Source organism: Stenotrophomonas maltophilia (assembly GCF_013464485.1).
Taxonomy (GTDB): domain Bacteria; phylum Pseudomonadota; class Gammaproteobacteria; order Xanthomonadales; family Xanthomonadaceae; genus Stenotrophomonas; species Stenotrophomonas maltophilia_AW.
Window position 1 is genome coordinate 1 of record NZ_RAUX01000017.1, and the last position, 24,378, is coordinate 24,378.

The following is a 24,378-nucleotide window of genomic DNA, read 5'->3' on the forward strand; positions in this document are numbered from 1 at the left end:
GGCCGGCAACCTTGCGTTCCCAGTTGAATGCAGTTGCCGGCCAGCGGCCGGCACTACCGAAAGCAGAACGGGCGCCTTGGCGCCCGTTCTGATTACTTGAACTTGTAGACCACGTTCATCGTGGTCAACGTATCGGTCTTGCGCTTGTCTTCGGCCACGTCGCTGTTGTAACGCGCCTGCCAGCCGGCCTTCAGCGCCAGGTGCTCGTTCATGCTCACCGAGACGCCGAAATCGTTCTGGCCGAAGGTGTTGTATGAGCCGGATTCGACCAGCAGGGTGTTGATCAGATCGGTGTTGTCGGTCAGCGAGTACTTCAGGTCGAACAGCCCTCGGCCGATCATGCCGGTGCGGGTGCGGTCGTCCTCGGTGCTGTGGGTGCGGCGCACACCGGGGCCGATCTGCGCGTCGAAGGAGAAGCGCTCGGTGTTCCACAGGCGGGTGCCATAACCCAGGCCGAACGAGCTCTGGCGGTCGTAGGTGGCGAAGTCGTCGCGCTCGGTACGCACGGTGGCGGTCAGCTGGCGGTGCTCACCCAGCTGCAGCGCGCTGCCGGCACTGCCGGTGTAGCGGTTGGCGGTGGTGTTGTTGCGGCGGCTGGTGGAGCCATCGTCGCGGGTCTCGATCACCTTGGAGCTGGAGCGCAGACCGGCCAGATCCATGCTGTGCACCCAGTCGCCATCGGTGTAGCGCAGGCGCAGGCGACCGTTGAAGCTCTCGGTGCTGCTGTTGCCGCGTGCCGAGGCGAAGCCGAGTTCGCCGCCGCTGCCGCTCCACGGCGAGGACATCGCCGCCAGTTCGGAAGCGTCCTGTGCATACGCCAGCGGCGCGCATAGCAGCAGGGGGATCAGCAGGGACACGCGCAGGGACATCGAGGCTTCTCCGAAGCGGTTGACAGCCGGTGATGATACTGGAAGCGTGATGGCGGTCCGAATCGATCCAATGCGCGCTTCAGCGAACGTTGTCGGGATCGCCCATTCAGGGCAGATCGATGCGCAATGCAGGGTCGTTGAAGCGTGAATAGCGCAGCCGCAGCTGGAAACTGCGGCCATTGCTGCTGCCGCTGCGCACGATCTGCCGCGGCAGGCCCTGGGCGTCCAACCAGTACTCCAGGCGTTCGCCGGCCTGCGCACCGCGCAGGCGGTAATGCCGGGTTTCGATCCCGTCCAGTGCCTGGCTGCCGAGGTCTTCGGCCTGCAGGTCGGCGGGCAGGGCGTCGACCGGCAGCGGGTTGCGCCACTGCTCGAGCAGGCCCGGCGGGGTTGGTACCTGGCGGACTGCACCGTCGCCCTGCAGGAACATGGTGTCGCCAATGATCGTCTGCGCCCCGGCCGGGGTCAGAACCCGGAAGCGGTCCGGAGCGACGAAGTCCATGGCACTGCGTACCGGTTGCGGTGCACCCAGCACCTCCAGTTCGGCGTGGAAGCTGTGCAGGGCAGCAAAGCGCTGGCTGGCGCCCAGCACCGCCTGTGCCGGATCGGCTGCGGGTACGGGGGCTTCGGTGCTGGCCGGCGCCGGTGCGCGATCGCAGGCAGCCAGCAGCAGGCAGGCCAGCAGGGACAGGGCGGGCAACCGGCGCATCGGGCGTTCCATGGGGGTGGGGGCGACCACGATAGCCCAAACGTCCCACACAAGACCCGCGACTCGGACATAATCGGGGGTATGGACCGATACGAACGCATCACCGCCCTGCATCGTCTGCTCAAGTCCGCGCGCTATCCGGTGACGGTGGCGACCCTGCAGGACAAGCTCGGTTGTTCCCGTGCCACCGTCTACCGCGACCTGGCCTTCCTGCGCGATGCGCTGATGGCACCGATCGAGGGCGACGGCGAGGCCGGCTTCCGCTACCAGGCCGACGAAAGCGACCGCTTCGAGCTGCCCGGCCTGTGGCTGAGCTCGGAGGAGCTGCATGCCCTGCTGGCCTCGCAGCACCTGCTGGCGCGAACCGGCGGCGGCGTGCTGTCCTCGGTACTGGCGCCGCTGCAGCAGCGTATCGAGAGCCTGTTGGCAGCCCAGGCCGGTGTTTCCAACTGGCCGGTTGACCGCGTGCGGGTGATTCCGCACCGCGGCCGCAAGTTCGATGAAGGCAGTTTCCGCAGCGTGGCCTCGGCGGTGCTGGAGCGCCGCCAGTTGGCATTCGAGTACCGGGCCCGTTCCACCGACGAGCCGACCAAGCGCACCGTCTCGCCGCAGCGCCTGACCCACTACCGCGACAACTGGTACCTGGACGCCTGGGACCACGATCGCGAGGCACTGCGCAGCTTTGCAGTGGACCGCATCCACAAGGCGCGGGTGGTCGACAGCACCGCCCGCGACGTGGCCGACAGTGAGCTGGACGAGCAGCTGGGCGCCAGCTACGGCATCTTCTCCGGCGCGCCGAAAGGCTGGGCGACCATTCTGTTCAGCGCCAAGGCTGCACGCTGGGTGGCCGACGAGCACTGGCATTCCAAGCAGCAGGGCCGCTTCCTGGCCGATGGCCGTTATGAACTGAAGGTGCCGTACAGCGTCTCGCGAGAGCTGCTGATGGACGTGCTGCACTACGGCTCGGACGCCGAGATCGTCGAACCGGTGATGCTGCGCGAGCAGGCCAAGGCGCTGCTCGAGCTCGCCCTGAGCAACTACGACAACTCCTGACACTCCCCCCGAGAACCCTTCCGCCCATGAAAAAGACCCTGTTGCTGCCCCTGCTCGCCGCTGCGTTGGCCCTGACCGCCTGCGGCAAGTCCGGCGAGCCCTCGCAGAAGCTGGTGGTGGCCGCCACGGCCGTGCCGCACGCAGAGATCCTCGAGGTGGTCAAGCCGATCCTCAAGCAGGAAGGCGTGGATCTGGAGGTGCGCGTGTTCAACGACTACGTGCAGCCCAACGATCAGCTGGTGCAGAAGCAGGTGGATGCGAATTACTTCCAGACCGAGCCGTACCTGGATGCCTACAACCGCGACCGTAAGACCGACCTGGTGAAGGTGATCGGCGTGCACATCGAACCGTTCGGTGCGTACTCGCGCAAGATCAAGTCGCTGGCCGAGCTGCGCGAAGGCGCCGACGTGGTGATCCCGAACGACCCGAGCAACAACAGCCGCGCGCTGATCCTGCTGCACAAGGCCGGCGTGATCGCGCTGAAGGACCCGACCAACGCGCTGTCGACCCAGCGCGACATCATCGCCAACCCGAAGAACCTGAAGTTCCGCGAGCTGGACTCTGCCATGCTGCCGCGCGTGCTGGACCAGGTCGACCTGGCCTTGATCAACACCAACTACGCGCTGGATGCCGGCCTCAACCCGACCCAGGACGCACTGGCGATCGAAAGCAAGGATTCGCCGTACGTGAACTTCCTTGTCGCGCGCCCGGACAACAAGGACGACGCCCGCGTGCAGAAGCTGGCCAAGGCGTTGACCAGCCCGCAGGTGAAGACCTTCATCGAGACCAAGTACAAGGGCGCGGTGCTGCCGGCGTTCTGATCGCGGCTGATCTGTTGATCTGAATGGTGGGTGTCGACCTTGGTCGACACTGCCTTCCCTGTAGAGCCGAGCCCACGCTCGGCTCTGCTGTTTTCGACGTTCCACCAACGGCAGCCGAGCATGGCTCGGCTCTACAGAGTCAACCCAGGTGCCGCAGCAGGACGGGGTGGCGCGGTTTCAATCGACGTGGAAGGCGAGGGTGGCGGCAACGGCCTGCTGCCATCCGGCATACAGCTTTTCGCGCCGGGCCACCTCCATCTGTGGCTCGAAGCGCCGGTCCAGACCCCACTGCGCGGCGATCTGCTCGCGGCTGGACCAGAACCTCACCGCCAGACCAGCCAGGTAGGCCGCGCCCAGCGCAGTGGTCTCGGTCAACCGCGGCCGCAGCAGCGGAACGCCGAGGATGTCGGCCTGGAAGCCGGCCAGGAAGTCGTTGCCGATCGCACCGCCATCTGCGCGCAGTTCGGTCAGCGCGATACCGGCATCGGACTGCATCGCATCGAGCACGTCGCGGGTCTGGTAGGCCATCGCTTCCAGCGCCGCGCGCACGAAGTGCGCCTTGCGCGTGCCCCGGGTCAGGCCGAACATCGCGCCGCGCACATCACTGCGCCAATAGGGCGCGCCCAGGCCGACAAACGCCGGCACCAGGTAGGCACCGCCGCTGTCGGGCACCTGCGCGGCCAGTGCCTGGCTGTCGCTGGCGCGTTCGATCATCCGCAGGCCGTCGCGCAGCCACTGCACCACCGAGCCGGCGATGAAGATTGAACCTTCGAGTGCATATTCCACGCGCCCGTCCAGGCCCCAGGCGATGGTGGTCAGCAGTCCGTTGCGCGAACGCACCGCCTGCGTGCCGGTGTGCATCAGCATGAAGCAGCCGGTGCCATAGGTGTTCTTGACCATGCCCGGCTGGAAGCAGGCCTGGCCGAACAGCGCCGCCTGCTGGTCTCCGGCGATGCCGGCGATCGGGATCGGGTGATCGAAGAAGAACTGTGGCCGTGTATGCGCGTATACGGCGCTGGAATCGCGCACCTGCGGCAGCATCGCGCGCGGGATGTCCAGCAACGCCAGCAGGTCGTCGTCCCAGTCCAGCGTGTGTATGTTGAACAGCAGGGTGCGCGCGGCGTTGCTGTAGTCGGTCACATGCGCCTGGCCGCCACTGAGGTTCCACACCAGCCAGCTGTCGATGGTGCCGAACAGCAGTTCGCCACGCTCGGCGCGCTGCTGGGCGCCTTCCACGTGATCGAGGATCCAGCGCACCTTGGTCGCGGAGAAATAGGCGTCGATCAGCAGGCCGGTACGCTCGCGGATCAGTGCCTCATGCCCTTCGGACTTCAGTCGCTCGCAGATCGCGTGGCTCTGCCGCGACTGCCAGACGATGGCGTTGTGGATCGGCTGGCCGCTGGCGCGGTCCCAGACCACGGTGGTTTCGCGCTGGTTGGTGATGCCCAGCGCGGCGATATGCCGTGGGTCGATCTGTTCACGGCTGAGCAGTTCGGTCAGCGTGGCATAGACGCTGGTCAGAATCTCGCGCGGGTCATGCTCGACCCAGCCCGGTTTCGGGAACATCTGTGCAAATTCGCGCTGCGCACTGCCGACAATGTCGCCGGCGCGGTCGAACAGGATCGCGCGCGAACTGGTAGTGCCCTGGTCAATGGCCAGCACGTAGCGGGGCGTCATGCAGCGTCTCCGGTAGTACGGGCAGGGTAACTTACCTTTCTCTCTGTAGCGCCATCCACGCCTGCAGCCGCGCGACCTGCGCAGCATCCAGCCGCAGGCCCAGCTTGCTGCGCCGCCACAGCACATCCTCGGCGGTACGCACCCACTCACGGTCGCGCAGGAAGGCCACCTCGCGTGCATGCAGTCCAGCACCGAAATCTTCGCCAAGATCGGCCATGCCCACGGCATCCTGCAGCAGGGCCTCGCTGCGGCTGCCGTAGGCGCCCGCCCAGCGTCGCGCGATATCTGCAGGCAGCCACGGTGCCAGTGCCCGCAGGCGTACGCCTGCCTGCGCAGCGTCGCCCCAGTCGCTGCCCGGCAGCGGCGCACCTGTTGCAGTCCAGGCCGGTCCCATATTCGGCAGGGCAGGGCGCAGCAGTTCCAGGGCCTCTTCGGCCAGCACCCGATAGGTGGTGAGTTTGCCGCCCAGCACATGCAGTGCCGGGGCCGGCTCGGTCTGCAGCTGCAGGCGGTAATCGCGGCTCAGCTTGGCCGCGCGCGGGTCCGGATCGGCCAGCAATGGGCGCACACCGGCGAAATGCCAGACCACATCGTCCGCAGTGATGGGCTCGCGCAGGTAGCGATTGGCGGCCTCGCACAGGTAGGCCACTTCGGACGGCAGTACGCTGCACCGGGCCGGGTCGCCGCGGTAGTCGGTATCAGTGGTGCCGACCAGCAGATGGTCGTGGGCGAACGGCAGCAGGAACACAACACGGCCGTCGGGTTGTTGCAGCAGGCAGGCGCTGTCAGCGGGCCAGGGACGGCGCAGCACGATGTGGCTGCCCTGCACCAGGCGCAGCGCAGGGCCACCGCTGCGCGCCTGCATCCGCTCCAGCAGGCCGCCGGCCCAGGGGCCCGCGGCATTGACCACGGCACGCGCGGTCACATACTGCTGACCATCGGCAGATTCCAACGTGGCCTGCCAACGGCCCTGCACAGGGTTCAGCTCAATGCAGCGGCTATGCACATGTACCTGCGCGCTACGCTGGGCAGCGTCCAGGGCGTTGAGCAGCACCAGGCGCGCGTCATCGACCTGCGCGTCGGCGTAGCTGAAGGCCTGCCGCAGGTCCGGGGAGAGCCAGAGGCCGAGCGGATCACGCTGAAGGTCCAGGGCGCTCGAGGCGGGAAATGCTGGACTGAGCCGGCCCAGGTGGTCGTACAGCCACAGTCCCGCGCGCAGCATCCAGCGCGGTCGCAGGTGCGGTTCCCACGGCAGCACGAAGCGCAGTGGATGGACCAGATAGGGGGCCTGGCGGCGCACCACCTCGCGCTCACCCAGCGCCTTGCGCACCAGGCCGAGCTCGCCCTGTTCCAGGTAGCGCAGGCCGCCGTGGATCAGTTTGCTGCTGGCACTGGAGGTATGCGCGGCCAGGTCGTGCTGCTCGCAAAGCGTCACGCGCAGGCCACGGCCGGCCGCATCACGGGCGATGCCGGCACCGTTGATGCCGCCACCGATCACCAGCAGGTCGACCTCGTCCATCGCGCCTCCGTGTCCTGTGTGTGTGCGTAGAGTCGACTGACAGTCGACTCTACAGACAGCAGGTGACGGAAACGACGACGGGCCCCGCAGGGCCCGTCGCGTTACATCATTGAAGCAGGTACAGCTGGATCAGAAGCGGGCACCGATGCCGAAGCCGACGGTCCACGGATCCATCTTGGCTTCGCCGATCTTCTCGCCGCCAACCTTCACGTCCGGACGCGAACGCATGTAGCGGGCGTCAGCACGGGCGAACCAGGTGGAGTTGATGTTCATGTCCACGCCGACGGTACCGATCACGCCCTTGGCATCCTTGAAGCGGATGTCGGTGTCGGCGCCGTTGCCCAGCTTCTCGTTGCTGAAGCTCGACTGGTAGTAGCCCACGCCCACGAACGGACGGAACACGTTGTCAGCCTGGCCGAAGTGGTACTGGCCGCTCAGCGCGATCGGCTGCTGCTCGACCGAGCCCAGGCGGGCGTTGTCCGGGCCCTTGAACTTGTTGTCGAACTTGTCGGCAGCGCCCCACAGCTCAACGGCCCAGTTGTCGTTGATGTAGTAGCTGAAGCTGACGGTCGGCGCCGGGCCACCATCGGTCTTCTTCACGCCGGTGATCGGGTCGTTCTTCGGTTCCAGCAGCGAGATGCCGCCAACAACGGCAAAATGCTTGCCCGAAGCGGTGTCGGTGCTGCTGCTGTCCTGGGCGAAAGCGGCCGGCGCGAAGGCGGCGGAGGTCAGCAGGGCGAGACTCAGGATACGGATGGAGCGCATGGGGGTATCTCCTAATGTTTCTTGTTTTGGGCCCCCGGTTGCGGGGCGAGCACACCGTAGTCGCCCCAACATGAATCGAATCCGACGCACGTTAAAAAATAGTTTTCCTTGTTCAGCGACTAGAGCGAAAAGCCTGTTTTCATGGGCTTTCCGGCCCTCGGAGACATTCATTCAGTTGGAGAAGATGTGAGCGAAGCAACGTTGTGCATCGGCCTGCAAGCGCAGGTGAACATGGAGTGCCGGGTCTTGCTGTTGGGTTCGATGCCCGGCGTTGCGTCATTGCAGGAGCAGCGCTACTACGCGCATCCGCGCAATCGCTTCTGGCCGCTACTGGCCGATATCTGTGGCTTCGACGCGGGTCTTCCCTATGCGCAGCGACTGCAGGCACTACGGGCGGCAGGTGTCGGCCTATGGGATGTGATCGGCCAGTGCGAGCGGCGTGGCAGCCTGGATGCCGACATCGTGCGTGGCACGGAAGTACCCAATGCGCTGCCGGCATTGATCGCTTCGCTTCCTGAGCTGGAGCTGATCGGCTGCAACGGTGCCGCAGCGCTGAAGGCATTCCAGCGCTGGGTGCTGCCCTGCCTGGAGACCCCGCCAAGGCTGCTGCCACTGCCGTCCACCAGTCCGGCCAATGCGGCCTGGTCGCTGCCGCGCCTGCGTGTGGCCTGGCAGCCGGTGGCCGACGCACTGGCGACATGAAGCGGACATCGTCCGGACAATACGCTACCGACTGGTCGCGGCCGCACCCCATGGGCAACAGCCTGTCCCGGCTGCGTGCGTACTGAAAACACCTGTAACGGTTGGCGCTGGCCCCCGCTGGCCGCACAATAGACGTTTCCCTACACCAGATTGCCGGAGTTATCCCCATGGCCGAAATCAAGGAAGCACTTGTCCCCGATATCGGTGACTACAGCGATATCCCGGTAATCGAGGTGCTTGTCGCCGTCGGCGACACGGTCAAGAAGGACCAGGGGCTGGTGACGCTGGAAAGCGACAAGGCCACCATGGAAGTACCGTCCTCGGTGGCGGGCGTGGTCAAGGAACTCAAGGTCAAGGTCGGCGACAGCCTGTCCGAAGGCAAGGTCGTGGCCCTGATCGAAGTGGCCGAAGGTGAGGCCGAAGCCGCCAAGTCGGCCGCTGCGCCGGCCCCGGCCAAGGCTGCTGCCCCGGCGGCCGCAACCCAGAGCGCGCCGGCCCAGGCCGCAGCTGCGCCTGCCGCTCCGGTTGCCAGCGGTGGTGCGGTTGAAGCGCTGGTGCCGGATATCGGCGACTACTCCGGCATTCCGGTCATCGAAGTGCTGGTCGCCGTCGGCGATACGGTCAAGAAGGACCAGGGCCTGGTCACGCTGGAAAGCGACAAGGCCACCATGGAAGTGCCGTCGTCGGTGGCCGGCGTGGTCAAGGAGATCAAGGTCAAGGTCGGCGACAATCTGTCGCAGGGCAATGTGGTCGCCATCATCGAAGCCGAGGGCGCCGCCGCGCCGGCGCCGACCAAGGCTGCCGCTGCGGCCGCTCCGGCTGCCGCCGAGACCGCCACCAAGGTCGAGCCGGTCGCTGTTCCCGCGCAGCCGGACAAGCTGGCGGCCCGCGAGATTGCCTCGGCCGGTACTCCGAGCAGCCCGCCGGTGCAGTTCAACGCCGAAGGCGTGCTGCCGGCCAAGGTGCCGTATGCCACCCCGGCGGTGCGTGTGTTCGCCCGCGAGCTGGGCGTGGACCTGCTGCAGATCAACGGCACCGAGAAGGGTGGCCGCATCACCAAGGGTGACGTGCAGAAGTTCGTCAAGGCCGCGCTCAGCGGTGGCGTCCCGGCTGCCGGCGGTGCCGTTGCTGCTGGCGGTGGCCTGAACCTGCTGCCGTGGCCGAAGGTCGACTTCAGCAAGTTCGGCGAGACCGAAGTCCAGCCGCTGTCGCGCATCAAGAAGATCTCGGGTGCGAACCTGGCCCGCAACTGGGCCATGATCCCGCACGTCACCCAGTTCGAACAGGCCGACATCACCGATCTGGAAGGCCTGCGCGTGGCGCTGAACAAGGAAAACGAGAAGGCCGGCATCAAGCTGACCATGCTCGCCTTCCTGATCAAGGCCAGCGCCGCGGCGCTGAAGAAGTTCCCGGAATTCAACGCCTCGCTTGATGCCAGCGGTGAAAACCTGACCCTGAAGAAGTACTTCCACATCGGCTTTGCCGCCGACACGCCGAACGGCCTGGTCGTGCCGGTCATCCGCGACGTGGACAAGAAGGGCGTGGTGCAGATCGCGCAGGAAACCGGCGAACTGGCCAAGAAGGCACGCGACGGCAAGCTCGGCCCGGCCGACATGAGTGGTGGTTGCTTCTCGATCAGCTCGCTGGGCGGCATCGGCGGCACCGCGTTCACCCCGATCGTCAATGCACCGGAAGTGGCCATCCTCGGCGTCTCCAAGTCGTCCATCCAGCCGGTCTGGAACGGCAAGGAGTTCGCACCGAAGCTGATGCTGCCGCTGTCGCTGAGCTACGACCACCGCGTCATCGACGGCGCACTGGCCGCACGCTTCACCACGTACCTGTCGCAGGTACTGGCCGACATGCGCCGCGTGCTGCTGTAAGGCACCGCTTCGCCCCCACCGTGCGGCCGCCGCCCCTGGCGCGGCCGTGTGAACAGATGCAGTGACAGCCCGCCGGCACCGTCGCGCGGGCACGAGGAAAACCCACCATGGCCACGATTGAAGTCAAGGTTCCCGACATCGGCGATTACAGCGATGTGCCGGTGATCGAAGTGTTGGTCGCCGTCGGCGACACGGTGAAGAAGGATCAGGGTCTGGTGACCCTGGAGTCGGACAAGGCCACCCTGGAAGTGCCGTCCTCGGCCGCCGGTGTGGTCAAGGAAATCAAGGTCAAGTTGGGCGACACCCTGTCCGAAGGCGCTGTGGTCGTGGTGCTGGACGCCGAAGGCGCCGCCGAAGCCCCGGCCAAGGCCGCCGCGCCGGCCGCAGCTGCGGCCGCCCCGGCCAGCAAGCCGCCGGTGACCCCGTCGCACCGCGCCCCGGCTGAGCCGGCGGCGCCGAAGCCGGCGTTGTCCAGCGGCAAGCCGGCCGACATCGAATGCGAAATGGTCGTGTTGGGCTCGGGCCCGGGCGGCTATACCGCCGCCTTCCGCGCTGCCGACGTCGGCCTGGACACCGTGCTGGTCGAGCGCTACGCCAGCCTCGGCGGCGTCTGCCTCAACGTGGGCTGCATTCCGTCCAAGGCCCTGCTGCATGCCGCAGCGGTGATCGACGAAGTGGCCCATGCCGGTGATTTCGGCGTCGAATTCGGCAAGCCGACCATCACCCTGGACAAGCTGCGCCAGTACAAGGAAAAGGTCGTCAGCCAGCTGACCAAGGGCCTGGCCGGCATGGCCAAGCAGCGCAAGGTCCGCAGCGTGCAGGGCGTCGGCAAGTTCGTTTCCGCCAACGAGCTGGAAATCACCGCGGCTGACGGCAGCACCCAGCTGCTGCGCTTCCAGAAGTGCATCATCGCCGCCGGTTCGCAGGCGGTGAAGCTGCCGAACTTCCCGTGGGACGACAAGCGCGTGATGGACTCCACCGACGCGCTGGAGCTGGCCGAAGTGCCGGGCTCGCTGCTGGTCGTCGGTGGCGGCATCATCGGCCTGGAAATGGCTACCGTGTACGGTGCGCTGGGCAGCAAGGTGACCGTGGTCGAGTTCATGGACCAGCTGATGCCGGGCGCCGACAAGGACCTGGTCAAGCCGCTGGCCGACCGCCTGAAGAAGCAGGGCATCGAAGTCCACCTGAAGACCAAGGCTTCGGGCGTCACCGCCGATGCCAAGGGCATCACCGTGACCTTCGACGCCGCCGAGGAAGGCCAGGCACCTGCGCTGGCGCAGGGTACCTTCGACCGCGTGCTGGTGGCCGTGGGCCGTTCGCCGAACGGTAAGAAGGTCGATGCCGAGAAGGCCGGCGTGCAGGTCACCGACCGTGGCTTCATCCCGGTCGACCGCCAGATGCGCACCAACGTGCCGCACATCTTTGCCATCGGCGACATCGTCGGCAACCCGATGCTGGCCCACAAGGCCACGCATGAGGGCAAGCTGGCCGCCGAAGTGGCTGCCGGCCACAAGAAGGAATGGGTCGCCCGCGTGATTCCGTCGGTGGCCTACACCAACCCGGAAATCGCCTGGGTTGGCGTGACCGAGACCGAAGCCAAGGCCAAGGGCTTGAAGGTCGGCGTGGCCAAGTTCCCGTGGGCCGCCAGCGGCCGCGCAATCGGCATCGGTCGTACCGAGGGCTTCACCAAGCTGATCTTCGACGAAGAGACCCACCGCATCATCGGTGGTGCCATCGTCGGCGTGCACGCCGGTGACCTGCTGGCCGAGATCGGCCTGGCCATCGAAATGGGTGCCGAAGCCGAAGACATCGGCCACACCATCCATGCCCACCCGACGCTGAGCGAGTCGGTGGCGATGGCCTCGGAAATCTACGACGGCACGATCACCGATCTGTACATGCCGAAGAAGAAATAAGGCGCCTGCGCCTGGTAGCGCCGGACCATGCCCGGCGGGTACTGCGTGCGGCACGAAAAACCCGGCGAAAGCCGGGTTTTTTGTTGCCGCCTGATCACGCCAATTCTGTCGTATTTGCCCTGATGCGACCCGTGGCGCTCCTCGCGCCCGGCGCGCGCGGGAGTGAGTTTCATCGGGAGCCAGTCCGTGTCGCTCAATGCGCAGATAGGGGCATTGCGCGGCCAATTGCGGCGGTGAATGGCGTGAACGGCCTCGAGCGCGTCTCGGCATCGCCTGTGCAGGTTTGATGGAGCGGCGAACGTCATCGCGGTGAACAGTCGGTATTTGATGTGGCCGGAAATCAGGAGCTATCTTCTCCCGCCCAATCATCGGCCAACCGGCGCGACCCCAACCATGACGCAGCTGCAATCTCCTCAGACCGGGGAGCTGATCGAAACCTTCACATACCGCAAGTGGCCGCTTGTACTGATGTACGCCTTGGCAGGGATATTCTTTCTGGCAGCTGCATTCGTGCTCGTGCTGGAGAGCCAGGTACAGGTCGATGACTCAAAGATCATCCTGCAGGCCATTGCGCTACCGGTGGTGTGTGGACTGGCTGTTCTGGGTCTGACGGTATGGCAGGGAACGCTGCGCAAGGCCCGGTATGAAGTCTATGAGCGCGGGATTACAGAGGTTGTCGGCAGGAAGCGCACCTATATCGCGTTCGCTGAGATGCAGGACCTCTACCTGTTTGGTACAGGCAAGCTGGGAGCGGCGGGGTTTCTTACCGATGTCGCCTACCGCCTCGCACCAACGACCGCCTTCCACTGGGCAAACCAACATCTTGGGCGGCATCTCGAATTCATGCAGCTGGTCTGCCAGCTGCACGTGCGGGAACGCCTCCCGGTGATGATCACGGCATTGAGCTCGAACTCAGTGGTTACCTTCAACTACGTCTTCAGCGCACAGGTCTGGAAAAAGCGCATCCTGGGGAAATACCTTGATGTCACAACCCAGTCCATCCTGTTGACCCGCAACCACATCGACGTGGGTGGGCGCCGCATTCCAACGGCAACGCTGGCCCAGGTCGATATCAACCAGTGGAGCGAGCGCATCACGATCAAGGATGCATCAGGTGCCGTGGCGCTTTCCACGATAGCGAGCGGGATCTTCAGTCTGGATCTCTTCCTGGAAACGTTGGCCTGGATCCTTCGAGATGAAAATCGCGCCTGACTGAACGGGCAACAAAAAGCGCGGCCCCGATGTTCCGGAGGCCGCGCCAGGAGAGAGAGTGCCGTGGAAGGGGCGTGGGATCAGAACACGAAGCTGACGCCGGCCACCGGGCCCTTGAATTCCTGCTTCAGGCCGATGGTGCCATCGCTGCCCTTCTTGTCCGCGTCGAGCTTGAACCAGTCGTAGCCAGCGAACACACCGAAGTTCTTCGTGAAGCGGTAATCCACGATGGCGTTGGCGCGGCTCAGGTCGCCCTTGTAGTCATCGAAGCTGCCCCAGCGCGTGTTGAGGTACTGGCCCTGCAGCGTGATCATCCACTTTTCCGACGGGGTGAAGCTCAGGCGCGCACCGACCACCGGCGCCACGCCGTCGGTCTTCTCATTGAGGAACTGGCCTTCGTAGACGGTGCCCAGATCCGCGTAGGCCTTGGTGCTGACCTTGGCGTACTCGGCACCCAGCTGCAGGCCGAGGTCGAAGGTATCGGTGTCCACCACCGAGTAGTCATAGACCAGGCTGGCGACCTGGTACTTCAGTTCGCCCTTGACGAAGCTGCCGGACGGCACGTTGACGTCACCGAAGGAGATGTCCTGGCCAAGGGTCTCGCGGCGGTCCTTGTCGTACTTGAAGTAGTTGAACAGGAGGCGCTGGCGGTTGCTGATGCGGAACATGCCGTCGATGCGCGGTTCCCACTCCTTGCCACCCAGCTTGAAGTCCTCCGAGAAGCCGATGTCCTGGCCGGCGACGTTGGTCTTGCCGCGAAGGGTGTTGTCCGAGTCGATGTTCATCGCACCCAGGCGCAGGGCGAAGCGGTCGTCGCCTTCAGCGGCGTGGGCGGCAGTGGCGAACGAAGCGCCGACGGCGAGCAGGGAGAGGGCGAGCAGGGTGGGTACGGGGCGCATCGAAGAGTCCTTGCAGTGGTTCATCAGAATGAAGACCACTGTGCCGGACAGGCCCGTCCACCATCCGTGAACGTATGGTCCACGAAGTGTGCACGGTTCAGCGCTGTCGCGACGATGCAAAAAGATGGCCCCGGAGCCGGGCTTCGGGGCCATCGTGGGACCTGCGGGGCGGAGCGTCGACGAGGTTGCTGCAGGCAGGTCGAAAGATCGGACCGGCGCATTCGGCGAAAGTTCCGCGGCCTGCGACCAAAGTTCAATACTGCGCTGCAACATCATACGGACGTCATTGTCCCCTGGGTGGCACGCAAAAATGTAACCGTTACCGCAACTTGCGGCCTCCCGGGATGAACAGGGAGCGGTTGTCTCGCAAATTGTCCCATTGCTATAATTTGGCGGCTCGATGAGGCCCCCCCCTGCTGTAGTCGCCTCAGCCCTCCACTTGCAACCACGCGGGACGTCCTGTGCTGAACTCCGTTGATGCGGGTCGGCGACTGATGCTGCGCGCCGCGGTCTACCCGCTGGCCGCAGTGGCTGTCCTGGCCCTGGCCTTCCTGCTGGTAGGTCCGAAATATGCCCTCGGCGCGCTGGCGTCCGGTGTGGCCATTTCGGCCGGTGGCTGGGTGGCGGCACGGATGGCACTGGGCGGTGGGGCACTGGCCGCAGGATCGGCGATGGCTCGCCTGATCATTGCGATCGTGGCCAAGTGGGTGGTGGTTTTCGGCGTCCTGCTGGTGGGGTTCCTGGTCTTCAAGCTGCCTGCATTGGCGCTGTTGGCCGGTATCGCCGTCGGCTTGATGTTCCAGGTCCTGGCGATGGCCAGGCGTTGACAGAATTCAATTAACTGAAGGTTCCGGACACATGGCGGGCGAGGCTCTAACCCCTACCAGCTACATCCAGCATCACCTGCACAACCTGACCGCGCCGGTCGGCAAGGGTGAGGGTATGTTCTGGCATATCCACGTCGATACCTTCCTCACCGCTGTCCTGATGGGCCTGGTGATCGTTGTCGCGTTCTGGCTGGGCACCCGCAAGGCCACCGCCGGCGTGCCGGGCAAGTGGCAGGCCTTCGTCGAGATCTGCCTGGAGTTCGTCGACCGCCAGGCCAAGGACACCTACCACGGCAAGAGCAAGCTGGTCACGCCGATCGCCATCACGATCTTCTTCTGGATCCTGTTGATGAATCTGCTGAAGATGATCCCGGCCGATTTCATCGCCAAGCCGCTGGAATGGGTGGGCGTGCACTACTGGAAGCCGGTCCCGACCGCTGACGTCAATGCCACCCTGGGCATGGCCATCAGCGTGTTCTTCCTGATGTTGTTCTTCGCGCTCAAGTCCAAGGGCCTGGGCGGCTTCATCAAGGAATTCCTGACGGCGCCGTTCGGCAAGTGGATGATGCCGTTCAACCTGATCCTCAACATCGTCGAGTGGCTGAGCAAGCCGATCTCGCTGGCGATGCGACTGTTCGGCAACATGTTCGGCGGCGAAATCGTGTTCCTGCTGATCTGGGTGCTGGGTGGTGCCGGTTTCTTCGGTGCCATTGCCGGTGGTGTGTTCGGCCTCGGCTGGATGCTGTTCCACCTGCTGGTGATCCCGCTGCAGGCCTTCATCTTCATGATGCTGTCGATCGTGTACCTGAGCCTGTCGGAAGACGCTCACTGAGTTTCAAGCTTCAACGCGTTTCAACCTTCATCCGTTTCATCACCCTTAGCAACTTAAGTTCCTGGAGATAACCATGTACTTCGCCGTCCTGACCAACTTCGCGCAGATTCAGAGCTCCACCGCCCTTGCCGTCGGCATCATGATCGGCCTGGCCGCGCTGGGCGCCGGTCTGGGTCTGGCCATCATGGCTGGTAAGTTCCTGGAGTCGGCCGCCCGCCAGCCGGAACTGATCCCGGTCCTGCAGGTCCGCATGTTCATCACCGCCGGCCTGATCGACGCCGCGTTCATCATCTCGGTCGCCGTCGGCCTGCTGCTGGCCTTCGCCAACCCGCTGTCGGCTGCCTTCGCTGGCGCCGTCACCAAGGCTCTGGCCGGCTGATACAGCGGTTTGAGACGACCGGGTGCTGATGCACCCGGTTTCGGATGAAGGCCGGATGCGCCGCTACGGCGGCGCGTCCACCCCGAAACCAGCGATCGAGCTAACCATGAATATCAATTTCACCCTTCTTGCGCAGGCGCTGGCCTTCGCTGGTCTGATCTGGATCATCGCGACCAAGATCTGGCCGCCGCTGATGAACGCGATCGAAGAGCGCCAGCAGAAGATTGCTGAAGGCCTCGCTGCTGCCGACCGCAGCCAGAAAGATCTGGCCCAGGCGCAGGAGAAGGTCAACGAAGCGCTGAAGGAAGCACGTACCAAGGCCAACGAGATCATCGATCAGGCCCACGCACGTGCCAACCAGATCGTTGATGCTGCCCGTAACGAAGCGATCACCGAAGCCACCCGTCAGAAGGAACTGGCCCAGGCTGAAATCGACGCCGCCGCCAACCGTGCCCGTGAAGATCTGCGCAAGCAGGTGTCTGCGCTGGCCGTGACCGGTGCCGAAAAGCTGCTCAAGCGCGAAATCGACGCCAACGCCCACAAGGCGCTGCTCGACGAGCTGGCCTCGGAGATCTAAGGATGAGCCAGGCCCTCACGCTTGCCCGCCCGTACGCCCGCGCCGCGTTCGCGACCGCGCGCGACGAAGGCGCGTTCGCGCCGTGGTCGGACGCCCTCGCGTTCTCCGCCCACGTCGCCGCCGATCCGCGCGTGGCGGCCCTGCTCGCCAACCCGGAGCTGGGTCGTGACGACGCCGTCGCCCTGCTGGCGCCGGTGTCCCACGGCGAGACCTACTCGCGCTTCCTGGCCATCCTGGCCGAATCGCATCGTCTGCCGCTGCTGCCGGAAATCGCCGGCATGTTCGACGCCCTGCGCGCCGAAGCCGAGCACGTGGTCAAGGCCACCGTCACTTCGGCCGCCGAACTGTCGGCCGGTGAACTGGACGCGATCAAGGTCGCGCTGCGCAAGCGCTTCAACCGCGAGGTCGACGTGACCACCGCGGTCGATGCCTCGCTGATCGGCGGCGCCGTGATCGATGCCGGCGACGTGGTCATCGATGGTTCGCTGAAGGGCAAGCTGGCCCGTCTGCAGACCGCGCTCGCTAACTGAATTCATTTAACGTCCGGCCCCGCTGCCGGCACTAGGACTTGACGATGGCAACCACGCTCAACCCCTCCGAAATCAGCGAACTGATCAAGAACCGCATCGAGAAGGTCAAGCTGGCCGCGGAATCGCGCAACGAAGGCACCGTGACCAGCGTGTCCGACGGCATCGTGCGCATCTTCGGTCTGGCCGACGTGATGCAGGGCGAAATGATCGAACTGCCGAACAACACCTTCGCCCTGGCCCTGAACCTGGAGCGCGACTCGGTCGGCGCCGTGGTCCTGGGTGACTACGAGCATCTGCGCGAAGGCGACGTCGCCAAGACCACCGGCCGCATCCTGGAAGTGCCGGTCGGTCCGGAACTGCTGGGCCGCGTGGTGAACGCCCTGGGCGAACCGATCGACGGCAAGGGCCCGCTGGGCACCGACGTCACCGCCCCGGTGGAGCGCGTTGCTCCGGGCGTGATCTGGCGCAAGTCGGTCGACCAGCCGGTGCAGACCGGTTACAAGTCGGTCGACTCGATGATCCCGATCGGCCGTGGCCAGCGCGAGCTGATCATCGGTGACCGCCAGACCGGCAAGACCGCGATGGCGATCGATGCGGTGATCAACCAGAAGGGCACCGGCATCAAGTGCGTGTACGTTGCGATCGGCCAGAAGGCTTCGACCATCGCCAACATCGTGCGCAAGCTGGAAGAGAACGGCGCGCTGGCCCACACCATCGTGGTCGCCGCCACCGCTTCCGAATCGGCCGCCATGCAGTACATCAGCGCCTACTCGGGCTGCACCATGGGTGAGTACTTCATGGATCGCGGCGAAGACGCGCTGATCGTGTACGACGATCTGTCCAAGCAGGCTGTCGCCTACCGCCAGATCTCGCTGCTGCTGAAGCGCCCGCCGGGCCGTGAAGCCTACCCGGGTGACGTGTTCTACCTGCACTCCCGTCTGCTCGAGCGCGCAGCCCGCGTGTCCGAGGAGTACGTCGAGAAGTTCACCGAAGGCAAGGTCACCGGCAAGACCGGTTCGCTGACCGCGCTGCCGATCATCGAAACCCAGGCCGGCGACGTGTCCGCCTTTGTTCCGACCAACGTGATCTCGATCACCGACGGCCAGATCTTCCTGGAAACCGACCTGTTCAACGCCGGCATCCGCCCGGCCGTGAACGCCGGTATCTCGGTGTCGCGCGTCGGTGGCTCGGCCCAGACCAAGATCATCAAGAAGCTGTCGGGTGGCATCCGTATCTCGCTGGCCCAGTACCGTGAACTGGCTGCGTTCGCGCAGTTCGCCTCGGACCTGGACGAAGCGACCCGCAAGCAGCTGGAGCGTGGCCAGCGCGTCACCGAGCTGATGAAGCAGAAGCAGTACGCGCCGATGTCGATCGCCAACCAGGCGCTGTCGATCTACGCCGTCAACGAGGGTTATCTCGACGACGTGCCGGTCAACAAGCTGCTGGCGTTCGAAGAAGGCCTGCACGCCCACTTCGCCAACACCCAGGGCGAACTGGTCAGCAAGGTCAACGCCACCGGCGGTTGGGACAACGACATCGAAGGTGCCTTCAAGAAGGGCATCGCCGAGTTCAAGACCACCGGCAGCTGGTAATCGCGGTCCTGTAGAGCGGAGCCGATGGCTCCGCTGGACCAGATGACAAACGGTTGAACAACGCGGGGCATCAGCCCCGCGCCACGGGAAACAAGAGATGGCAAGCGGACGCGAAATCAAAACCAAGATCAAGAGCGTGCAGAACACCCGCAAGGTGACGCGCGCCCTGGAAATGGTCTCGGCCTCCAAGATCCGCAAGGCGCAGGATCGGATGAAGACCTCGCGTCCGTACGCGCAGGCGATGAAGCAGGTGATCGGCCACCTGGCCCAGGCCAGCACCGATTACCAGCATCCGTTCCTGGTCGAGCGAGAGCAGGTCAAGCGGGTCGGTTTCATCGTGATCTCCTCCGATCGCGGCCTGGCCGGCGGCCTGAACAACAACCTGTTCCGCAAGATGCTGGGCGAAGCCAAGGCATGGCAGGACAAGGGTGCAGAAGTGGACCTGGTGACCATCGGCCAGAAGGCATCGACCTTCTTCCGCCGCGTGAAGGTCAACATGGTCGGCAGCGTGACCCACATCGGCGACGTGCCGAAGCTGGAATCGCTCATCGGTGTGATCAAGGTCATGCTCGACGCCTTCACCGAAGGCAAGGTCGACCGCGTGTACCTGGTCTACAACCGCTTCGTGAACACCATGGTGCAGAAGGCCAGCTTCGATCAGCTGCTGCCGCTGCCGCCGGCTGAGAAGCAGGTCGCTCACCACGACTGGGATTACCTGTATGAACCCGATGCCGCGACCGTGCTGGAGCACGTGATGACGCGTTACATCGAGTCGCTGGTGTACCAGGCACTGCTGGAAAACGTCGCCTCCGAGCATGCCGCACGCATGGTCGCGATGAAGGCGGCGAGCGACAACGCCAACAAGCTGATCGGCACCCTGCAGCTCGTCTACAACAAGGCGCGCCAGGCAGCGATCACCCAGGAAATCTCCGAAATCGTCGGCGGCGCGGCAGCAGTCTGACCGCGTTCGTTCAAAGCACACATTAGAGGATGCAGCAATGAGTCAGGGCAAGATCGTTCAGATCATCGGCGCGGTCGTCGACGTCGAATTCCCGCGTGAGTCGGTGCCGAAGGTGTACGACGCACTGAAGGTCGACAACACCGAAATCACCCTTGAAGTCCAGCAGCAGCTGGGCGACGGCGTGGTACGTACCATCGCCCTCGGTTCCACCGACGGCCTGAAGCGCAACCTGGTCGCTACCAACACCAACCGCGGCATCTCCGTGCCGGTCGGTGCTGGCACGCTGGGCCGCATCATGGACGTGCTCGGCCGTCCGATCGACGAAGCCGGCCCGGTGGCCGCCAGCGACAGCTGGGAAATCCACCGTGCAGCCCCGTCGTACGAAGACCAGTCCCCGGCCACCGAACTGCTGGAAACCGGCATCAAGGTCATCGACCTGATGTGCCCGTTCGCCAAGGGCGGCAAGGTCGGCCTGTTCGGCGGCGCCGGCGTCGGCAAGACCGTCAACATGATGGAACTGATCAACAACATCGCCAAGGCGCACAGCGGTCTGTCCGTGTTCGCCGGCGTGGGTGAGCGTACCCGTGAGGGCAACGACTTCTACCACGAAATGAAGGACTCCAACGTCCTCGACAAGGTGGCGATGGTGTACGGCCAGATGAACGAGCCGCCGGGCAACCGTCTGCGCGTCGCCCTGACCGGCCTGACCATGGCCGAGTACTTCCGCGACGAGAAGGACGAAAACGGCAAGGGTAAGGACGTCCTGCTGTTCGTCGACAACATCTACCGCTACACCCTGGCCGGTACCGAAGTGTCGGCACTGCTGGGTCGTATGCCGTCCGCCGTGGGCTACCAGCCGACCCTGGCCGAGGAAATGGGCGTCCTGCAGGAGCGCATCACCTCGACCAAGAATGGTTCGATCACCTCGATCCAGGCCGTCTACGTTCCCGCGGACGACCTGACCGACCCGTCGCCGGCGACCACCTTCGCCCACCTGGACTCGACCGTCACCCTGTCGCGTTCGATCGCCTCGCTGGGTATCTACCCGGCCGTCGATCCGCTGGATTCCACCAGCCGCCAGATGGACCCGCTGGTCATCGGCCACGAGCACTACGACACCGCCCAGCGCGTCCAGCAGACCCTGCAGAAGTACAAGGAACTGAAGGACATCATCGCCATCCTGGGCATGGACGAACTGTCCGAAGAAGACAAGCAGGCCGTGTCGCGCGCCCGCAAGATCGAGCGCTTCTTCAGCCAGCCGTTCCACGTGGCCGAAGTGTTCACCGGTTCGCCGGGCAAGTACGTGCCGCTGAAGGACACCATCCGTGGCTTCAAGGCCATCGTCGATGGCGAATACGACCACCTGCCGGAGCAGGCGTTCTACATGGTCGGCGGCATCGAAGAAGCGGTCGAGAAGGCCAAGAAGATGGCTGAGAAGGCCTGATCATGAGCACCATTCGTTGCGACATCGTCAGCGCTGAACAGGAAATCTTCCGTGGCGAAGCGACCCTGGTCGTGGCGACCGGTGAGCTGGGCGAGCTGGGCATTGCGCCCAAGCACGCCCCGCTGATCACCCGACTCAAGCCCGGCAAGGTCGTGGTCACCACGCCGAACGGCGAGCAGCTGGATTTCGCCATTTCCGGCGGTATCCTGGAAGTGCAGCCGCAGGTAGTGACCGTGCTGGCCGACACCGCCATCCGTGCCCAGGACATCGACGAAGCCTCGGTCCGCAAGGCCAAGGAAGAAGCCGAGCGCATCCTGGCCAACCGTGGTGAAGCGATGGAAGTGGCCGAAGCCCAGCAGAAGCTGGCCGAAGCCGTGGTCCAGCTGCAGGCCCTGGAACGTCTGCGCAAGACCCTCAAGCACTGAGGTTCACGCGCTGCATCCACGAAAACGCCGGCCCTGTGCCGGCGTTTTTGTTTGGAGCGCGGCAGGGCCGATTGGGTAGAGTCGACTGGGTAGAGTCGACTGTTAGTCGACTATCGCGCGCTGATGGAAGAGCAGTCGACCAACAGTCGACTCTACCGTTCTCGTTCTCGTTCTCGTTCTCGTTCCCGTTCCCCGATCCGGCTTCCCGAATCCCGCCTCGCATCAGCGATACACGACATACCGCATCAGCAGGAAAGACACACACGCCAGCGCACCTTCCACCAGTGGCTTGGCCAACCAGGTGTACTGCAGGCCCAGTGCGTGATCGACCAGGCTCACCAGCAGCGTGCTCGCCGCTGTCAGCACCAGCCACAGCCCGAAGAAGCGTGCGAAGCGCTTCCAGCCCAGTTTGTGGGCGCCCGCTTCGGCAAAGGTATAGCGGCCGTTGAGCCAGAAGCCCAGCAACATTCCGGCAAGGCGCCCGCCGATGTTGGCCGGTGCCACCGGCACGCCCAGCGCCGTGGTCGCCACGAACACCAGCCAGTCCACCAGCAGCTGCACGAGCCCGACGATGAGGTAGGCGCTTCCCTGGCGGACGAGGCTCATCGGCATGCTGAAGGAGGGGAGCTGCCCATGTTAACGGCCCACGCTCTAGAATCATCGGCAACGAACTACGGATTGCCGTCCCATGACCCAAGCCCTGCACGTCATCATCCTCGCCGCTGGCGCTGGCAAGCGCATGAAGTCGGTGTTGCCGAAGGTGCTGCAGCCGATCGCGGGCCAACCCATGCTGGCGCACGTGATCGACGCGGCGCGCGAACTGCAGCCGGCCGCCATCCACGTGGTGTATGGGCACGGCGGCGAGGCCGTCCGCCAGCATTTCGCCGACCAGCCCGACCTGCTGTGGGCCGAACAGGTGCAGCAACTGGGCACCGGCCATGCGGTGGCGCAGGCGATGCCGGAGGTGCCGGATGCGGCGCAGGTGCTGGTGCTGTACGGCGACGTACCGCTGATCCGAGCGGACACGCTGCGCCACCTGCTGGCGCAGCCTGGCCGGCTGGCCGTGCTGGTCGCCGATGTCGATGACCCGACCGGTTACGGCCGCGTGCTGCGCGATGCCGAAGGCAAGGTCGGCTCGATTGTCGAACAGAAGGACGCTACCGACGACCAACTGCGTGTGCGCACGATCAACACCGGCATCATTGCCGCCGAGTCGACCGCGCTGCGCCGCTGGTTGTCGCAATTGTCCAACAGCAATGCGCAGGGCGAGTATTACCTGACCGACGTGTTCGCATTCGCCGCACACGAGTACACCCCGGCCGAGATGGCACTGGTGGCCGATGCGCAGGAAGCCGAAGGCGCGAACGATCCGTGGCAGCTGTCGCAGCTGGAGCGTGCCTGGCAGCGTCGCGCGGTGCGTGCGCTGTGCGCGCAGGGCGCACGGGTGCGCGACCCGGCGCGACTCGACATCCGTGGCACCGTCACCGTCGGCAGCGACGTGCTGATCGACGTTGATGTCGTGCTGGAAGGCCACATCGTGCTGGGCGACGGCGTCACCGTGGGTCCGTTCAACCGGCTGAAGGACGTCAACCTGGGGCCAGGCACCGAAGTGCGCGCACATTGCGACCTTGAGGGCGTGGTGGCCGAAGGCGCCGCGCAGATCGGCCCGTTCGCGCGCCTGCGCCCGGGTACCGTGCTGGCCGATGGCGTGCATGTCGGCAACTTCGTCGAGACCAAGAAGGTCACCCTCGGTGTCGGCAGCAAGGCCAACCACCTCACCTACCTGGGTGATGCGGTGATTGGCAGCAAGGTGAACATTGGTGCGGGCACCATCACCTGCAACTACGATGGCGTGAACAAGTCGACCACAACCATCGGCGACAACGCGTTCATCGGCTCCAACAGTTCGCTGGTGGCGCCACTGACCGTTGGCGAGGGCGCGACCATCGCCGCCGGTTCTGTCATCACCCGCGACGCACCGGACGGCAAGCTGACACTGGCGCGTGCACGACAGGAAACCATCGATGGCTGGAAGCGCCCGCTCAAGAAGTCCTGAGCCTCGTGTTCCGCACGCCGATGAGCTGGACGTGCTGCCCGGGATTGAACAGCGCGCTGGTGAACTGCTGAAGGGCCATCAGGCCTACCCGGTGTTCGCCGGTCATGGCCTGGACCGGCCGACGCTGCAGGAAGGCCTTGAGCGCGGGCAGCTATGGGTGGTGGATGCGGCGGGCGGCGGCATTGCCGGCTACCTGCTGGGCGGCGAACTGGCAGGTGAGTTCCATGTGCTGCAGATGGACGTGGACCCCGCGCACGCGCGGCGGGGCCATGGTCGCGCGTTGCTGCGTCACGCGTTGGCTCAGGCCAGGGCCGACGGCTACGCGGTAGCGGTGCTTACTACGTTGTCCGACGTGCCTTGGAATGCCGACTTCTATGCCAGCGAAGGGTTCGTCAACGTGCCGGAGGCAGAGTGGGGTGCAGGACTGCAGGCGGTGATGGCCGAAGAGGCCGCGCTCGGGTTCCCGATGCATCTACGCGTGGCCATGCGGCGATCCATCTCTTCGCTGGACGGCTGAAGGTCGGCCAGCGGTCATGGGCGTTACTTTTCTTTGTGCGCAAAGAAAAGTAACCAAAAGAAACGCTCCGCTGGTCGCGAGCCGATGGTGCGCATCGGTGCCCTGCGCTTCTCGGTGAATCAGGGGACGGCGCCGAACTCGCTGCGCTCAGACACCGGCGCCTCTACGCCCCAGATTCCCCTGCGATGCTCGGCTCGCTCAAGGCGGAACCAAGAT

At 65.0% G+C, this 24,378-nt stretch carries 25 protein-coding genes; 17 read left to right on the top strand and 8 right to left on the bottom strand.

Annotated elements, in window-relative coordinates:
* Positions 1-92: 92 nt before the first annotated feature.
* Together D7Y61_RS08275 and D7Y61_RS08280 are read right to left on the bottom strand one after the other, a co-directional pair.
* Positions 93-869, bottom strand: a complete 777-nt coding sequence (locus D7Y61_RS08275; RefSeq protein WP_180865882.1) for a DUF481 domain-containing protein — start codon at positions 867-869, stop codon at positions 93-95.
* A gap of 106 nt (positions 870-975) precedes the next feature.
* Positions 976-1,578: a hypothetical protein gene (locus tag D7Y61_RS08280; protein ID WP_180865883.1), complete on the bottom strand. Its 603-nt coding sequence runs from the start codon at positions 1,576-1,578 to the stop codon at positions 976-978.
* Positions 1,579-1,659: 81 nt separating this feature from the next.
* Here D7Y61_RS08280 and D7Y61_RS08285 point away from each other — a divergent pair, with 81 nt between their 5' ends.
* Together D7Y61_RS08285 and D7Y61_RS08290 are read left to right on the top strand one after the other, a co-directional pair.
* Positions 1,660-2,631 carry a helix-turn-helix transcriptional regulator gene (locus D7Y61_RS08285; RefSeq protein ID WP_046987544.1) on the top strand — a complete coding sequence of 324 codons (972 nt, stop codon included), beginning with the start codon at positions 1,660-1,662 and terminating at the stop codon, positions 2,629-2,631.
* Between the two features lie 26 nt (positions 2,632-2,657).
* Entirely contained in the window at positions 2,658-3,452 is a 795-nt protein-coding gene (locus D7Y61_RS08290; RefSeq protein ID WP_180865884.1) for a MetQ/NlpA family ABC transporter substrate-binding protein, read from the top strand.
* 177 nt (positions 3,453-3,629) lie between these two features.
* Here the strand turns inward: D7Y61_RS08290 and glpK are convergent, their stop codons facing one another.
* The 3 genes from glpK to D7Y61_RS08305 form a co-directional block, all read right to left on the bottom strand.
* Complete coding sequence (glpK, locus tag D7Y61_RS08295; RefSeq protein WP_180865885.1) at positions 3,630-5,129, bottom strand: glycerol kinase GlpK; 1,500 nt, start codon at positions 5,127-5,129, stop codon at positions 3,630-3,632.
* Between the two features lie 31 nt (positions 5,130-5,160).
* Positions 5,161-6,648 carry a glycerol-3-phosphate dehydrogenase gene (glpD, locus tag D7Y61_RS08300; RefSeq protein WP_180865886.1) on the bottom strand — a complete coding sequence of 496 codons (1,488 nt, stop codon included), beginning with the start codon at positions 6,646-6,648 and terminating at the stop codon, positions 5,161-5,163.
* Between the two features lie 129 nt (positions 6,649-6,777).
* The gene (locus tag D7Y61_RS08305; RefSeq protein WP_010481310.1) at positions 6,778-7,413 is read right to left on the bottom strand and encodes an OmpW/AlkL family protein; all 636 of its coding nucleotides are present in this window, start codon (positions 7,411-7,413) and stop codon (positions 6,778-6,780) included.
* Between the two features lie 186 nt (positions 7,414-7,599).
* On the opposite strand from D7Y61_RS08305, the gene D7Y61_RS08310 reads away from it, so the two are divergent.
* The 3 genes from D7Y61_RS08310 (at position 7,600) to lpdA (ending at position 11,911) form a co-directional block, all read left to right on the top strand.
* Positions 7,600-8,115 carry a DNA-deoxyinosine glycosylase gene (locus tag D7Y61_RS08310; RefSeq protein ID WP_430543702.1) on the top strand — a complete coding sequence of 172 codons (516 nt, stop codon included), beginning with the start codon at positions 7,600-7,602 and terminating at the stop codon, positions 8,113-8,115.
* 167 nt (positions 8,116-8,282) lie between these two features.
* Positions 8,283-9,995 (top strand): dihydrolipoyllysine-residue acetyltransferase, encoded by a 1,713-nt coding sequence (gene aceF / locus D7Y61_RS08315; RefSeq protein ID WP_180865888.1) that lies wholly within the window; start codon positions 8,283-8,285, stop codon positions 9,993-9,995.
* A gap of 107 nt (positions 9,996-10,102) precedes the next feature.
* Positions 10,103-11,911: a dihydrolipoyl dehydrogenase gene (gene lpdA / locus D7Y61_RS08320; RefSeq protein ID WP_180865889.1), complete on the top strand. Its 1,809-nt coding sequence runs from the start codon at positions 10,103-10,105 to the stop codon at positions 11,909-11,911.
* Here the strand turns inward: lpdA and D7Y61_RS08325 are convergent.
* Positions 11,866-12,216 (bottom strand): hypothetical protein, encoded by a 351-nt coding sequence (locus tag D7Y61_RS08325; RefSeq protein ID WP_180865890.1) that lies wholly within the window; start codon positions 12,214-12,216, stop codon positions 11,866-11,868. The two genes, lpdA and D7Y61_RS08325, sit on opposite strands and share 46 nt — an antisense overlap.
* Before the next feature lie 88 nt (positions 12,217-12,304).
* On the opposite strand from D7Y61_RS08325, the gene D7Y61_RS08330 reads away from it, so the two are divergent.
* The gene (locus tag D7Y61_RS08330; protein ID WP_180865891.1) at positions 12,305-13,123 is read left to right on the top strand and encodes a hypothetical protein; all 819 of its coding nucleotides are present in this window, start codon (positions 12,305-12,307) and stop codon (positions 13,121-13,123) included.
* An 80-nt stretch (positions 13,124-13,203) separates the two neighbouring features.
* On the opposite strand, the gene D7Y61_RS08335 is transcribed toward D7Y61_RS08330, so the two are convergent.
* Complete coding sequence (locus D7Y61_RS08335) at positions 13,204-14,022, bottom strand: hypothetical protein (RefSeq protein WP_049435856.1); 819 nt, start codon at positions 14,020-14,022, stop codon at positions 13,204-13,206.
* Between the two features lie 461 nt (positions 14,023-14,483).
* Here D7Y61_RS08335 and D7Y61_RS08340 point away from each other — a divergent pair, with 461 nt between their 5' ends.
* The 9 genes from D7Y61_RS08340 to D7Y61_RS08380 all read left to right on the top strand — a co-directional run bounded on the left by D7Y61_RS08340 (position 14,484) and on the right by D7Y61_RS08380 (position 21,589).
* Positions 14,484-14,849 (top strand): hypothetical protein, encoded by a 366-nt coding sequence (locus D7Y61_RS08340; RefSeq protein WP_006394654.1) that lies wholly within the window; start codon positions 14,484-14,486, stop codon positions 14,847-14,849.
* Between the two features lie 31 nt (positions 14,850-14,880).
* On the top strand, positions 14,881-15,681 hold the full coding sequence (gene atpB / locus D7Y61_RS08345) for a F0F1 ATP synthase subunit A (RefSeq protein ID WP_010481316.1): 801 nt from the start codon (positions 14,881-14,883) through the stop codon (positions 15,679-15,681).
* Between the two features lie 73 nt (positions 15,682-15,754).
* Positions 15,755-16,060: a F0F1 ATP synthase subunit C gene (gene atpE / locus D7Y61_RS08350; RefSeq protein WP_005411133.1), complete on the top strand. Its 306-nt coding sequence runs from the start codon at positions 15,755-15,757 to the stop codon at positions 16,058-16,060.
* Positions 16,061-16,166: 106 nt separating this feature from the next.
* Positions 16,167-16,637, top strand: coding sequence for a F0F1 ATP synthase subunit B (locus D7Y61_RS08355; protein ID WP_005419512.1), 471 nt, complete (start codon positions 16,167-16,169; stop codon positions 16,635-16,637).
* A 2-nt stretch (positions 16,638-16,639) separates the two neighbouring features.
* On the top strand, positions 16,640-17,167 hold the full coding sequence (locus D7Y61_RS08360; RefSeq protein ID WP_180865892.1) for a F0F1 ATP synthase subunit delta: 528 nt from the start codon (positions 16,640-16,642) through the stop codon (positions 17,165-17,167).
* 44 nt (positions 17,168-17,211) lie between these two features.
* Positions 17,212-18,759 (top strand): F0F1 ATP synthase subunit alpha, encoded by a 1,548-nt coding sequence (gene atpA, locus D7Y61_RS08365; protein ID WP_108750368.1) that lies wholly within the window; start codon positions 17,212-17,214, stop codon positions 18,757-18,759.
* Between the two features lie 97 nt (positions 18,760-18,856).
* The gene (atpG, locus tag D7Y61_RS08370) at positions 18,857-19,720 is read left to right on the top strand and encodes a F0F1 ATP synthase subunit gamma (protein WP_010481324.1); all 864 of its coding nucleotides are present in this window, start codon (positions 18,857-18,859) and stop codon (positions 19,718-19,720) included.
* A 37-nt stretch (positions 19,721-19,757) separates the two neighbouring features.
* Positions 19,758-21,164 (top strand): F0F1 ATP synthase subunit beta, encoded by a 1,407-nt coding sequence (gene atpD, locus D7Y61_RS08375; RefSeq protein WP_010481327.1) that lies wholly within the window; start codon positions 19,758-19,760, stop codon positions 21,162-21,164.
* A gap of 2 nt (positions 21,165-21,166) precedes the next feature.
* Positions 21,167-21,589 (top strand): F0F1 ATP synthase subunit epsilon, encoded by a 423-nt coding sequence (locus D7Y61_RS08380; protein WP_005411127.1) that lies wholly within the window; start codon positions 21,167-21,169, stop codon positions 21,587-21,589.
* Positions 21,590-21,811: 222 nt separating this feature from the next.
* On the opposite strand, the gene D7Y61_RS08385 is transcribed toward D7Y61_RS08380, so the two are convergent.
* A complete protein-coding gene (locus D7Y61_RS08385) occupies positions 21,812-22,195 on the bottom strand; it encodes a GtrA family protein (RefSeq protein WP_180865893.1) in 384 nt (127 codons plus the stop codon).
* Positions 22,196-22,277: 82 nt separating this feature from the next.
* On the opposite strand from D7Y61_RS08385, the gene glmU reads away from it, so the two are divergent.
* On the top strand, positions 22,278-23,645 hold the full coding sequence (gene glmU, locus D7Y61_RS08390) for a bifunctional UDP-N-acetylglucosamine diphosphorylase/glucosamine-1-phosphate N-acetyltransferase GlmU (RefSeq protein WP_180865894.1): 1,368 nt from the start codon (positions 22,278-22,280) through the stop codon (positions 23,643-23,645).
* Complete coding sequence (locus tag D7Y61_RS08395) at positions 23,614-24,162, top strand: GNAT family N-acetyltransferase (RefSeq protein ID WP_180865895.1); 549 nt, start codon at positions 23,614-23,616, stop codon at positions 24,160-24,162. Before glmU ends, D7Y61_RS08395 begins: the two co-directional genes overlap by 32 nt.
* Positions 24,163-24,378 lie beyond the last annotated feature (216 nt).

Excerpts from the sequence above, each read along its gene's own strand:
- lpdA (WP_180865889.1), top strand. The coding sequence starts at position 10,103 with ATGGCCACGATTGAAGTCAAGGTTCCCGACATCGGCGATTACAGCGAT.
- D7Y61_RS08360 (WP_180865892.1), top strand. The coding sequence starts at position 16,640 with ATGAGCCAGGCCCTCACGCTTGCCCGCCCGTACGCCCGCGCCGCGTTC.
- aceF (WP_180865888.1), top strand. The coding sequence starts at position 8,283 with ATGGCCGAAATCAAGGAAGCACTTGTCCCCGATATCGGTGACTACAGC.
- atpB (WP_010481316.1), top strand. The coding sequence starts at position 14,881 with ATGGCGGGCGAGGCTCTAACCCCTACCAGCTACATCCAGCATCACCTG.
- atpA (WP_108750368.1), top strand. The coding sequence starts at position 17,212 with ATGGCAACCACGCTCAACCCCTCCGAAATCAGCGAACTGATCAAGAAC.
- atpD (WP_010481327.1), top strand. The coding sequence starts at position 19,758 with ATGAGTCAGGGCAAGATCGTTCAGATCATCGGCGCGGTCGTCGACGTC.
- glpD (WP_180865886.1), bottom strand. The coding sequence starts at position 6,648 with ATGGACGAGGTCGACCTGCTGGTGATCGGTGGCGGCATCAACGGTGCC.
- D7Y61_RS08380 (WP_005411127.1), top strand. The coding sequence starts at position 21,167 with ATGAGCACCATTCGTTGCGACATCGTCAGCGCTGAACAGGAAATCTTC.
- glpK (WP_180865885.1), bottom strand. The coding sequence starts at position 5,129 with ATGACGCCCCGCTACGTGCTGGCCATTGACCAGGGCACTACCAGTTCG.
- D7Y61_RS08280 (WP_180865883.1), bottom strand. The coding sequence starts at position 1,578 with ATGCGCCGGTTGCCCGCCCTGTCCCTGCTGGCCTGCCTGCTGCTGGCT.
- atpG (WP_010481324.1), top strand. The coding sequence starts at position 18,857 with ATGGCAAGCGGACGCGAAATCAAAACCAAGATCAAGAGCGTGCAGAAC.
- D7Y61_RS08355 (WP_005419512.1), top strand. The coding sequence starts at position 16,167 with ATGAATATCAATTTCACCCTTCTTGCGCAGGCGCTGGCCTTCGCTGGT.
- D7Y61_RS08285 (WP_046987544.1), top strand. The coding sequence starts at position 1,660 with ATGGACCGATACGAACGCATCACCGCCCTGCATCGTCTGCTCAAGTCC.
- D7Y61_RS08275 (WP_180865882.1), bottom strand. The coding sequence starts at position 869 with ATGTCCCTGCGCGTGTCCCTGCTGATCCCCCTGCTGCTATGCGCGCCG.
- D7Y61_RS08305 (WP_010481310.1), bottom strand. The coding sequence starts at position 7,413 with ATGCGCTCCATCCGTATCCTGAGTCTCGCCCTGCTGACCTCCGCCGCC.
- D7Y61_RS08290 (WP_180865884.1), top strand. The coding sequence starts at position 2,658 with ATGAAAAAGACCCTGTTGCTGCCCCTGCTCGCCGCTGCGTTGGCCCTG.
- D7Y61_RS08335 (WP_049435856.1), bottom strand. The coding sequence starts at position 14,022 with ATGCGCCCCGTACCCACCCTGCTCGCCCTCTCCCTGCTCGCCGTCGGC.
- D7Y61_RS08325 (WP_180865890.1), bottom strand. The coding sequence starts at position 12,216 with ATGACGTTCGCCGCTCCATCAAACCTGCACAGGCGATGCCGAGACGCG.
- D7Y61_RS08395 (WP_180865895.1), top strand. The coding sequence starts at position 23,614 with ATGGCTGGAAGCGCCCGCTCAAGAAGTCCTGAGCCTCGTGTTCCGCAC.
- glmU (WP_180865894.1), top strand. The coding sequence starts at position 22,278 with ATGACCCAAGCCCTGCACGTCATCATCCTCGCCGCTGGCGCTGGCAAG.
- atpE (WP_005411133.1), top strand. The coding sequence starts at position 15,755 with ATGTACTTCGCCGTCCTGACCAACTTCGCGCAGATTCAGAGCTCCACC.
- D7Y61_RS08330 (WP_180865891.1), top strand. The coding sequence starts at position 12,305 with ATGACGCAGCTGCAATCTCCTCAGACCGGGGAGCTGATCGAAACCTTC.
- D7Y61_RS08385 (WP_180865893.1), bottom strand. The coding sequence starts at position 22,195 with ATGAGCCTCGTCCGCCAGGGAAGCGCCTACCTCATCGTCGGGCTCGTG.